The 10,243-nt window shown below is 61.5% G+C and carries 11 protein-coding genes; 7 read left to right on the plus strand and 4 right to left on the minus strand.

Translation table 11 applies throughout. The annotated features are described in order from the left end of the window. Positions 1-3 precede the first annotated feature (3 nt). The 4 genes from ACODTO_RS10605 to panM form a co-directional block, all read right to left on the minus strand. The gene (locus ACODTO_RS10605) at positions 4-276 is read right to left on the minus strand and encodes an oxidative damage protection protein (RefSeq protein ID WP_024778047.1); all 273 of its coding nucleotides are present in this window, start codon (positions 274-276) and stop codon (positions 4-6) included. Beyond that, positions 273-1,340, minus strand: a complete 1,068-nt coding sequence (gene mutY, locus ACODTO_RS10610) for an A/G-specific adenine glycosylase (protein ID WP_139646376.1) — start codon at positions 1,338-1,340, stop codon at positions 273-275. Before mutY ends, ACODTO_RS10605 begins: the two co-directional genes overlap by 4 nt. Continuing rightward, positions 1,337-3,562, minus strand: coding sequence for an AsmA family protein (locus tag ACODTO_RS10615; protein ID WP_175361882.1), 2,226 nt, complete (start codon positions 3,560-3,562; stop codon positions 1,337-1,339). Before ACODTO_RS10615 ends, mutY begins: the two co-directional genes overlap by 4 nt. Before the next feature lie 92 nt (positions 3,563-3,654). Next, positions 3,655-4,053: an aspartate 1-decarboxylase autocleavage activator PanM gene (panM, locus tag ACODTO_RS10620; protein WP_489106395.1), complete on the minus strand. Its 399-nt coding sequence runs from the start codon at positions 4,051-4,053 to the stop codon at positions 3,655-3,657. Positions 4,054-4,314: 261 nt separating this feature from the next. On the opposite strand from panM, the gene ACODTO_RS10625 reads away from it, so the two are divergent. From ACODTO_RS10625 to ACODTO_RS10655, 7 genes are all read left to right on the plus strand, one after another. Further along, a complete protein-coding gene (locus ACODTO_RS10625; RefSeq protein ID WP_489106396.1) occupies positions 4,315-5,976 on the plus strand; it encodes an OFA family MFS transporter in 1,662 nt (553 codons plus the stop codon). Between the two features lie 301 nt (positions 5,977-6,277). Then, positions 6,278-6,871, plus strand: coding sequence for an imidazoleglycerol-phosphate dehydratase HisB (gene hisB / locus ACODTO_RS10630; protein ID WP_024778052.1), 594 nt, complete (start codon positions 6,278-6,280; stop codon positions 6,869-6,871). After that, positions 6,871-7,509, plus strand: a complete 639-nt coding sequence (hisH, locus tag ACODTO_RS10635) for an imidazole glycerol phosphate synthase subunit HisH (protein WP_047699832.1) — start codon at positions 6,871-6,873, stop codon at positions 7,507-7,509. Before hisB ends, hisH begins: the two co-directional genes overlap by 1 nt. After that, a complete protein-coding gene (locus tag ACODTO_RS10640) occupies positions 7,509-7,763 on the plus strand; it encodes a DUF2164 domain-containing protein (protein WP_033034336.1) in 255 nt (84 codons plus the stop codon). Before hisH ends, ACODTO_RS10640 begins: the two co-directional genes overlap by 1 nt. 42 nt (positions 7,764-7,805) lie before the next feature. Further along, positions 7,806-8,543 carry a 1-(5-phosphoribosyl)-5-[(5-phosphoribosylamino)methylideneamino]imidazole-4-carboxamide isomerase gene (hisA, locus tag ACODTO_RS10645; RefSeq protein ID WP_139646386.1) on the plus strand — a complete coding sequence of 246 codons (738 nt, stop codon included), beginning with the start codon at positions 7,806-7,808 and terminating at the stop codon, positions 8,541-8,543. Positions 8,544-8,552: 9 nt separating this feature from the next. Next, positions 8,553-9,323, plus strand: a complete 771-nt coding sequence (gene hisF, locus ACODTO_RS10650; RefSeq protein WP_041024709.1) for an imidazole glycerol phosphate synthase subunit HisF — start codon at positions 8,553-8,555, stop codon at positions 9,321-9,323. A 63-nt stretch (positions 9,324-9,386) separates the two neighbouring features. Beyond that, positions 9,387-10,133: a substrate-binding periplasmic protein gene (locus ACODTO_RS10655; protein WP_489106397.1), complete on the plus strand. Its 747-nt coding sequence runs from the start codon at positions 9,387-9,389 to the stop codon at positions 10,131-10,133. Positions 10,134-10,243 lie beyond the last annotated feature (110 nt).

Raw genomic sequence — 10,243 nt, forward strand, 5'->3', positions numbered from 1 at the left:
AGCTTATTCGGACGGCGGCACGTAGCCTTCGGCCTTGGCGTATTCTTCGCCGGAAAAGAACTTCGCCATCTCGCCCTGGAGGTATTTGCGGTCGTCGGCGTTCATCATGTTCAGGCGTTTTTCGTTGATCAGCAGGGTCTGGTGTTTCTGCCAGTCGCCCCAGGCCTTGGCCGAGACGTTGTCGTAGATATCCTGGCCGATGGAACCCGGAAAGGGGGCTCGTTCCAGGGCGGGCAGTTCTTCTTTGTACTTACGGCACATGATGGTGCGGGTCATGACGGCTCTCCTGCGTTCAATACGGCGGCCGCGCGCTCGAGCAAGGTTTTGACCGGGGCGGCGAGGCCCAGGCGCGGCGGGGTGGCGAGGTTATACCAGAGCCAGTCGGCCTCGGCCACGTGATGGCCGCTCTCCCGAACCTGGACCAGCCAGGGTTCGATTGCCAACTGGAAGTGACTGAAGGTGTGTACCAGGCCAGGCATTTCCTGGTGCTTGCCCAGTTCCAGGGAGTGTTGCAGGGCCAGGTGTTGCAGGTCGTCGAGGTCGTCGAGTTCCGGAAGGCTCCACAATCCACCCCACAGGCCGGTGGAAGGGCGACGGTAAAGCAGGATGGCGCCTTCACGGTTGGCCAGCATTGGCATCAGCGTGCGTTTCTTCGGGACTTCCTTGCGCGGCTTGGGGATCGGGTAGCGGGTTTCCAGGCCCAGCATGTGGGCTTCGCAACCTGACTTCAGGGGGCAGAGCAGGCAACTGGGTTTGCTGCGAGTGCAGAGCGTGGCGCCCAGGTCCATCATCGCCTGGGTGTAGGCGTTGACCCGATCCTGGGGGGTGAAGCGCTCGGCGGTGGCCCACAACTGCTTGGCGACCTTGGGTTCGCCCGGGTAGCCTTCCTGGGCCGTGAAGCGCGCTAGTACCCGCTTGACGTTGCCATCGAGGATTGGCGCCCGCAGGCCCATGCTGATGCTGGCGATAGCGCCGGCGGTAGACAGGCCGATCCCCGGCAGTTCGGTGAGCTTTTCCACGTCCCGGGGGAATTCGCCGCCGTACTGGTCGACGACGATCTTCGCGGTTTTCTGCAAGTTGCGCGCACGGGTGTAATAGCCCAGGCCGGTCCACAGGTGCAGCACTTCGTCTTCCGGCGCGGCGGCCAGGGCTTCGACGGTGGGCAGCGAGGCCATGAACCGGTCGAAGTAATTGAGCACGGTGCTGACCTGGGTCTGCTGCAACATGATCTCGGAGACCCACACCCGGTACGGGGTGATGCCTTGTTGCCAAGGCAAGTCATGACGCCCGTGGCGGTCGAACCAGTCCAGGACGGCGGTGGAAAACTGCTCGGCTCTCATCGTTTGAACAGCCCCTTGAGCGCATCTTTCAACTCGGGGCTGACCTTGTCGCCCAGCTTCTCGTCGATCTTGTCGCCGAGACGGTCGCCGGCCAGTTTCGCCGCGACCTTGCCTAGTCCGTCGTTGTCCAGGCGGCAGGCCTTTGCGCCGAGCTCCAGCGGACCGCGGCAGCGCAGCGGCCATTCGACATCGACGTAGCGTTCGTTGACCTGGCAGGCCGGGTCAGGCATGTCGCTCTTGTCGCCTTCGACGATGACGCCGACACGGTAATCCATGCCGAGCACGCGCAGATCGATATCACCGTTGCCGTTGACGGTCATGCCGGGGATGCGGACTTTCAGGTCCGGGTTGCTGGCCACGCCATTGCGGAAGGTCAAGTTGCCGTCGAGTTGCTGGAACGGTGTGTCCTTGCCCCGAGGTTCGCCGCTCAGGCTCTTGCGGTTCAGCAGGGCAATGCCCTTGCACAGTTGCTGTTCGAGGTTGGCGTTGAGCAGCACACCGTCGTTGATGACGAAGCCGGCGTTGCCGTTGAGGCTGTCGATCAGAGCTTTCTGGCTGTTGCCGCTGGCGGTCACGGCGCTGTTGAGTGTCACCAGGCCTTTGACCGGCGGATTCTTGCCTTGGCTCTCGATGATTTTCTCGGCCGGCACCCGGTTGATCCGGGTTTGCAGGCTCAACTGTGGCGTGGGCTGGCGTACATCCAGCGTACCCTTGGCCTCGAAGTTGCCGTTGAACAGGTCGCCCCGCAGGTTTTCCAGGGTCAACAGGCCACCCTGGCCGGTGGCCTTGAGGGCCGCGTCCTGGATCGGCAGTTTGTCGAGGGTCAGCTGGCCGAAAGTCAGGTCGGCATCGAGGTCCAGTTTGCTCAGGCGTTCCACCGGAAAGAGTCGGTCGTTGCTCCAGGCGCCCTGAGTCGGAGCGTTCGGCAGCGGCGTGGTGCCGGCGCCGGCCATGGCACTGGCCTCGGTGTTGCTGACCTCCTCCTCGCGGGCGGTCTTGGCGCTGTTGGCCTCGGTGGATTTTGGCGGCAGGTAGCGGTCAACGTTGAACGTGTCGGCCTTGAGCTGCGCGCGCAGGGACTGCTTGGCGAAGTCTTCCACGGCGATACGACCGCTGAAGTTGCTGTCGTCGACTTTCAGATTGATGTTGTTGAATTCGACGCTGGTGGGCGTACCGGCGATGCGGCTGACCAGTTCGACCTTGGTCAGGCTGCCTTCGCCCATGGCGGGTAGTTTCTGGCCGATGCTGTCGACAAAATTCGCCAGGTCGAACTGAGCGATCGATACACCGCCGTTCAACTGCGGGGTCTTGTCGAGGTCGTTGACCTTCAGTTCGCCCAGGGCGCGCAGCTGGTTCAAGGACAGCTTGATGCCGGTCCATTCGGCAACGTTCGCGGCCCTGTCCAGGAACAGCTGACCCTGGGCGTTGAAATTCAGGATCTTGCCCTGTAGCGGATCGCCAGTGACTTCGCCGGACAGTTTCAGGTCTTCGAACTTGTAGCGCTGCAAGGCGCGTTCGAAGCGCAGTTCGCCGGTGACTTCGGTCCGCACGCGCACGGCTGGCTGGCTGCTGGACAGGAAGGCGGTCAGCTTGACCGGAATGTTGGTGGAGTCGTGGACCGGGCCTGTGCTCAGTTGGATACTTTCGGCGCTGAACTGCTTGCCGGTCTGCTCGTCGGTGTACTCGACCCGGGCGTTGTTCACGGTCAGGCTGTCGATGTCCAGGCGGGTCGGCTGGGCTGGTTTTTCCGCCGGGGCACTGGCGGGCGGAGCCGGTTGCTCGGCCGGTGCCGGGGTGCCCGCGGTCGTTGTGGAAACGGGCGCCTTGCCAATGTCTTCCCAGTTGCCGTGGCCGTTCTTGTCACGGTTGAGGCGCAGGTTCAGGCCTTCGACCCGCACGTCGCTCATCTGTACTTCCCGGCGGAGCAGCGGCATGACCCGCACCGAAAGACCGAGCATCTGCAGGTCGGCGAAAGGTTGTGTCGGGTTGGCCAGCGTCGCGACGCTGGCCTCGTGCAATTCCAGACCCAGCCATGGAAACAGACTCCAGCCGATGTCGCCATTGAGGGTCAGCTCAATGTGGGCCTTGTCGCGGGCTATCTGGCGGATCTCTTCCTTGTAGTCGTTGGGATCGAAGAGGTGGGTCAGGGCAAAGCCCAAGGCCACAATGATCAGCAACAGCCCGAGAAGTACCAGACCCAGGATTTTGCCGAACGCTTTCATGGGCGAGTCCTTGTAGGTTGAGTTCAGAATTTAGCCTGCGAGTATAACGCTGTGGATTGCTGGTGCGTTGGGGCGATCATTTCCCCTGATGCTCAACTTTCGTCCAGCGCCAGCTTCAATTTGGCTGCCAGGGCCTGGGCCATCAAGTGCCCGGCCGGGGCCAGCAACCGCAGCTCGGCGCCCTCTTGCCGGGCCATCCGCTGCGCTTCGCTGACCAGTCGCTCAGCTACGCCACGGCGACGGGTTACGCTTCGCACGCATATCTGGGACAAGTGCCAGGCGTTCTGGTGCCGTTGCAGGCGTGCGGCACCGAGCAGTCGATCGTTGAAGCGAGCCGCGATCAATGAGCCATCTTGCAGGTAATCCTGGATCAGGTGCGTGGCATCGTTGAACGGCTCGAGCAGCCAGGGCGGGGCGTCCAGGTAGATTTTGTGCAGGTCCTGCCGATCCTGGCCGGTGGCTTCAATCAGGTGCTCGACAACAATGGGCATGGAAATTCCTGAAAAATAAATGACTTTCGCCCTACAGAAAGCAAACAAGGACGCGATAAGACAAATGACATGAAAAAGGTGATATCACTTTGGTTTTTCTGTCGCGAGCAAATGGTAACCTTTACCCGTTCGCCCGTCCTTCTGCGACTTGATGTCACACCAACAGGGAGCTTCACCGCACAATACAGTCATGCCTGCGTGCAAATAAGGCTGAGGGTGATGCGTGGCTGGCGAACCATTCTAACAATTGGGGGAAACACAATGAGCACGAGCATCACGGCGGGCGGCGTTGCCGACCAGCCTGCGTTCCTCTCCAAGGAACGTATCATCGCCAAGTCCGGCTTCAACCGGTGGCTGGTTCCACCGGCCGCGCTGGCCATTCACCTCTGCATCGGCATGGCCTACGGCTTCTCGGTGTTCTGGTTGCCACTGTCCAAGGCCTTGGGCATCACCAAGCCGGTAGCCTGCGCACCGGACATGAGCTTCATCTCGCAAGTCTTTTCGTCACAATGCGACTGGCCGATCTCGATGCTCGGCTGGATCTACACCCTGTTCTTCATCTTCCTGGGTTGCTCGGCAGCCATCTGGGGTGGCTGGCTGGAACACGCTGGCCCACGCAAGGCGGGTGTCGTGTCGGCCTTGTGCTGGTGCGGTGGCTTGCTGATTTCCGCGCTGGGTATCTATACCCACCAGATCTGGCTGATGTGGGTCGGTTCCGGTGTCATCGGCGGTATTGGCCTGGGCCTGGGTTACATATCTCCGGTCTCCACCCTGATCAAATGGTTCCCGGACAAGCGCGGCATGGCGACGGGCATGGCGATCATGGGCTTTGGTGGCGGTGCGATGGTTGGTGCCCCGCTGGCAGCAGCGCTGATGAACCATTTCGCCTCGCCAACCAGCGTGGGCGTATGGCAGAGCTTCCTGGTCATGGCTGCGATCTATTTCGTGTTCATGATCGGTGGTGCGTTGTTGTACCGCGTGCCTCCGACCGGCTGGAAGCCTGAGGGCTGGACTCCGGCGCCGAAGAAGGCCACGAACTCGATGATCACCCATCGCCACGTTCACGTGAACGTAGCCTGGAAAACCCCACAGTTCATTTTGGTGTGGCTGGTGCTGTGCCTGAACGTGTCCGCTGGCATCGGCATTATCGGCATGGCTTCGCCATTGTTGCAGGAAGTGTTCGGCGGAAAGCTGCTCGGCAACGACCTGCCTTTTGGCCAATTGGACGCTACCCAGCTGGGCCAGATTGCGGCCATCGCCGCCGGCTTCACCGGTCTGCTGAGCCTGTTCAACATCGGTGGGCGGTTCTTCTGGGCATCCTTCTCGGATTACCTGGGCCGTAAAAACACCTACTTCGTGTTCTTCGCCCTGGGTGTTGCCCTGTACTCGCTGATCCCGAACCTCGGTCACCTGGGCAGTGTCGCCCTGTTCGTGGCGGCGTTCTGCATCATCCTGTCGATGTACGGCGGCGGTTTCGCCACGGTGCCGGCCTACCTGGCCGACCTGTTCGGTACGCAAATGGTTGGCGCGATCCACGGTCGCCTGTTGACCGCCTGGGCTGCGGCCGGCGTGCTGGGTCCGGTTCTGGTGAACTACCTGCGTGAATATCAGCTGAGCATCGGCGTTGAACGCGCCGCCGCTTATGACATTACCCTGTACATCCTCTCCGGCCTGCTGGTGCTGGGCTTCCTGTGCAACCTGATGGTTCGCCCGGTCGCCGACAAGTACTTCATGACCGACGCAGAACTGGCTGCCGAACAGGCGCTGGGCCATGACAAGGGTGCCGACAGCACCACTTCTCTGGAGTGGAAAGCCGCACCGGGCACCAAGCTCATGGCGGTCGCCGCCTGGCTGGTGGTGGGTATTCCGTTGGCGTGGGGTGTGTGGGTGACCCTGCAGAAGACGGCGGTGTTGTTCCACTAAGCAACACCGAGGTGATCCCGGAGCCATCGGTTTCGGGTGAGCCCTGTGGGAGCGAGCCCGCTCGCGATGGGGTGTGTCAGTCGAGTCATTGTTGACTGATCCGCCGCTATCGCGAGCAGGCTCGCTCCCACATTTGTTTCTGGCTGATGGCAAAAAACTGCATCCCTCACTTGTATGGACATGTCTATCGCCGGCGGCGCAGGATTCAGCCCGTCAGTGATATCGTCTCTCGTGTTTCTGTTTGTCGCTCGCGCCCCTATAATGGCTGCCTTTTTCGCCCAATGATTTTGCGGAGCTGGTGATGGCCGAACGTAAGGCGTCTGTCGAGCGCGACACTCTGGAAACCCAGATCAAAGCCTCGATCAACCTGGATGGCACCGGAAAGGCCCGGTTTGATATCGGCGTGCCTTTCCTTGAGCACATGCTGGACCAGATCGCCCGTCACGGGCTGATCGACCTGGACATCGTCAGCAAGGGCGATCTGCATATCGACGACCACCACACGGTGGAAGACGTCGGTATCACCCTGGGGCAGGCCTTCACCCAGGCCATCGGCGACAAGAAGGGCATCCGTCGCTACGGCCACGCCTATGTGCCGCTCGATGAAGCGCTGTCGCGGGTGGTCATCGACTTCTCCGGTCGTCCGGGCTTGCAGATGCATGTGCCATACACCCGCGCTACCGTCGGCGGCTTCGACGTCGACCTGTTCCAGGAGTTCTTCCAGGGCTTCGTCAACCACGCCAACGTGACTCTGCACATCGACAACTTGCGCGGGCATAACACCCACCACCAGATCGAAACCGTGTTCAAGGCTTTCGGCCGCGCCTTGCGCATGGCCGTTGAGCTCGATGACCGCATGGCCGGGCAGATGCCTTCCACCAAGGGCGTCCTGTAATGCAGACGGTTGCGGTTATCGACTACGGTATGGGCAACCTGCACTCGGTGGCCAAGGCCCTTGAGCACGTGGGCGCCGGCAAGGTCCTGATCACCAGCGATGCCGACGTGATTCGCGAAGCCGACCGGGTGGTATTCCCCGGCGTCGGAGCTATTCGCGATTGCATGGCCGAGATCCGTCGCCTGGGCTTCGACTCGCTGGTCCACGAAGTCAGCCAGGACCGTCCGTTCCTTGGCATCTGCGTGGGCATGCAGGCATTGCTCGAGCGCAGCGAAGAGAACAGCGGTGTCGATTGCATCGGCATGTTCCCGGGCCAGGTTAAGTTCTTCGGCAAGGACCTGCATGAAGATGCCGAACACCTGAAAGTCCCCCACATGGGCTGGAACGAAGTGAAACAGGCGGTGGATCATCCTCTGTGGCACAACATTCCGGACCTGGCGCGCTTCTACTTCGTGCACAGCTACTACATCGCGGCCGGCAATGCGCGGCAGGTGGTGGGCAGCGGTCACTATGGCGTCGATTTCGCCGCAGCCCTGGCCGATGGGTCGCGATTCGCCGTGCAGTTCCACCCGGAGAAGAGCCATACTCATGGCCTGCAACTGCTGCAGAACTTCGCGGCGTGGGACGGTCGCTGGTAATGGCACGCAAGAAACCGCCAATCCTGACCCTCACCCCCGAGCAGGAAAGTGAGGCGAATCGCAAGATCCAGCGGTTCATGGAGGATCGTTTCGAACTGGACCTGGGTTCGTTCGAGGCGGCGGAAATTCTTGACCTGTTTACCCGCGAAATTGCTCCGCACTATTACAACAGGGCGATTTTCGACGTGCAGGCGCACCTTAAGGAAAGGTTCGAAAGCATCGAAAGCGACCTGTGGGCGCTCGAGAAAAACTGATTCCCGAGCCAAGCTGAACATTCGTATTTGAAGGTTTGCCAGATGCTGATTATCCCCGCTATCGATCTCAAGGACGGCGCTTGCGTACGTCTGCGTCAGGGCCGGATGGAAGACTCCACGGTATTTTCCGATGATCCGGTGAGCATGGCCGCCAAGTGGGTGGAAGGTGGCTGCCGTCGCCTGCATCTGGTCGACCTGAATGGCGCCTTCGAAGGGCAGCCGGTGAACGGTGAAGTGGTTACCGCCATCGCCAGGCGCTACCCGAACCTGCCGATCCAGATCGGCGGGGGTATTCGTTCGCTGGAAACCATCGAGCACTACGTCAAGGCCGGCGTCAGCTATGTGATCATCGGCACCAAGGCTGTCAAGGAACCTGAGTTCGTTGCCGAAGCCTGCCGCGCCTTCCCGGGCAAGGTCATCGTTGGCCTGGACGCCAAGGACGGTTTCGTCGCCACTGACGGCTGGGCCGAAGTCAGCACCATGCAGGTGATCGACCTGGCCAAGCGCTTCGAGGCTGACGGCGTCTCTGCCATCGTCTACACCGACATCGCCAAAGACGGCATGATGCAGGGCTGCAACGTCCCGTTCACCGCCGCCCTGGCCGCCGCCACGAAGATCCCGGTCATCGCTTCCGGTGGTATCCACAACCTGGGCGACATCAAGACGCTGCTCGACGCCAAGGCGCCCGGCATCATCGGTGCGATCACCGGTCGCGCGATTTATGAAGGCACCCTGGACGTCGCCGAGGCCCAGGCCTTCTGCGATTCCTACACAGGCTGAGGACTCATCATGGCGCTGGCCAAACGCATCATCCCTTGCCTGGACGTGGATAACGGCCGGGTGGTCAAGGGCGTCAAGTTCGAGAACATCCGTGACGCCGGCGACCCGGTGGAAATCGCCCGTCGCTACGACGAACAGGGCGCGGACGAGATTACCTTCCTGGACATCACGGCCAGCGTCGATGGCCGCGATACCACGTTGCATACCGTCGAGCGCATGGCCAGCCAGGTGTTCATCCCGCTGACCGTGGGCGGTGGCGTGCGCACCGTGCAGGACATCCGCAACCTGCTCAACGCCGGTGCGGACAAGGTGTCCATCAACACCGCGGCCGTCTTCAATCCTGAGTTCGTCGGCGAGGCAGCCGAGCGTTTCGGCTCGCAGTGCATTGTCGTGGCGATCGATGCGAAGAAGGTTTCCGGTCCGGGCGAACCCCCGCGCTGGGAAATCTTCACTCACGGCGGCCGCAAGCCAACCGGACTCGACGCCGTTGAGTGGGCGAAGAAGATGGAAGGCCTGGGCGCCGGTGAAATCCTGCTGACCAGCATGGACCAGGACGGCATGAAGAACGGCTTCGACCTGGGCGTCACCCGCGCCATCAGCGATGCCCTGGGGATCCCGGTGATTGCCTCCGGCGGTGTCGGCAACCTGCAGCACTTGGCGGACGGCATTCTCGAAGGCCACGCCAGCGCGGTGCTGGCGGCGAGCATCTTCCACTTTGGCGAATACACCGTGCCGGAGGCCAAGGCCTACATGGCGCAGCGCGGTATCTGCATTCGCTGATCGCTGGACACCATGGCGGGCCCAAGGCAATCTTGGGCACACCACGGATTGCGGTAGCCCGACATGTTCAAACGCCTCGTTCTTGCCTTTGCCAGCGCCACGTTGCTGCTCGCAGGGACCGCCCGCGCTGCCGATACATCGCTGGTGCTGCTGACGGAAAACTTTCCGCCGTACAACATGGCCAAGAACGGCAAGAACTTCGCCCAGGACGAGAACATCCATGGTATTGCCGTGGACATCGTCCGCGAGATCTTCAAGCGCGCCGATATCAGCTACAGCCTGACGCTGCGCTTTCCCTGGGAACGCATCTACAAACTCGCCCTGGAAAATCCCGGCTACGGTGTATTTGTCATGGCGCGGTTGCCGGAGCGGGAAGCGCTTTTCAAATGGGTCGGCCCCATCGGTCCGGACGACTGGATCATGCTTGCCAGGGCGGATAGCAAGATTGCCCTGGACTCATTGGAGCAGGCGCGCCCATACAGGATCGGCGCCTACAAAGGTGACGCCATTGCCGAAACACTGGACAAGCAAGGGTTGAAGCCAGTTGTCGTGCTGCGCGACCAGGACAATGCCAGGAAACTGGTCAACGGTCAGATCGACCTGTGGGCCACTGGCGATCCGGCCGGTCGCTACCTGGCCCGTCAGGAAGGCGTGGACGATCTCAAGACCGTGCTGCGATTCAACAGTGCCGAGTTGTACCTGGCGCTGAACAAGGGCGTGCCCGATGACGTGGTCGCACGGCTTCAAAAAGCCCTGGATGAGCTGCGCAAGGAAGGGGCGGTGGACGCGATCATGGCGCGCTATCTCTGAGAGATTTGCCGGCCAGTCTGGCATTACGCATTATTTGAAGTCCCCCCCGCCGTCCCTGTGGGAGCAACTGTCTTACCTTGCCGCCCATCACCGCCATTCAGTGCCGTCTC

This window comes from Pseudomonas sp. FG13, assembly GCF_057809755.1.